The 781-nt window shown below is 75.2% G+C and carries 1 protein-coding gene; it reads right to left on the minus strand.

What is annotated here, in order from left to right:
- On the minus strand, positions 1 to 781 hold a 781-nt coding region (locus BU198_RS05760), incomplete at both ends, for an ABC transporter permease (RefSeq protein ID WP_188295752.1).

Raw genomic sequence — 781 nt, forward strand, 5'->3', positions numbered from 1 at the left:
CGGCAGGGCGAAACCGAGCGCCGAGAACAGCGCCTTGAGCCCGGCGGCCACCCCGATGCCGCCCAGCAGCCCGCCCAGCGAAGCCAGCAGGCCGACCGCCAGCGCCTCCGCCAGCGTCGCCCCGAGCACCTGGCCGCGCCCCGCGCCGAGCGCCCGCAGCAGCGCGTTCTCCCTGGTCCGCTGGGCGACCACGATGGCGAAGGTGTTGTGGATGGTGAACGTCGCCACCAGCAGCGCGATCCCGGCGAAGACCAGCAGCAGCGTGGTGAACATGGTCAGGAACCGCCCGGACACCAGCTGGGTGGACTCCTGGGTGGCCGCCGCGCCGGTGATCGCCTGGACGCCGGCGGGCAGCTGCGGGGTGATCCGGTCGACCAGCTCGCGCTGGGAGACCCCGTCCACCGCGCGGACCTGGATCGAACCGGCCTGTCCCTCCCCCTTGGGCGTGAGGTACCGCTCGGCGTCCGCGAAGGTCATCGCGGTGAAGGTGCTCGGCCCCATGCCGTCCGCGCTCGCCCCGAAGGTGGCGATGCCGACGACGGTGACCGGCACCGGCTCTGGCGTGCGCAGCACGGTGGTCGAACCGAGGTGCAGCCCGCCCGCCTCGGCCGCGCCCCGGTTCACCACGACCTCGCCCGGGGCGGCCGGCGCCCGGCCCTCGGCCAGCCGGTACGGGTTGAGCCGGCCGTCGGTCAGCCAGTTGCCCGCCAGGGTGGGCGGGCCCTGACCGCCGATCGGCTTGCCGTCGGCGCCGATGAGCTGGCCCGCGCCCTGGACGGAA

The sequence above is a fragment of the Streptomyces sp. CBMA156 genome (genome assembly GCF_014596515.1).
Classification (GTDB): Bacteria; Actinomycetota; Actinomycetes; order Streptomycetales; family Streptomycetaceae; genus Kitasatospora.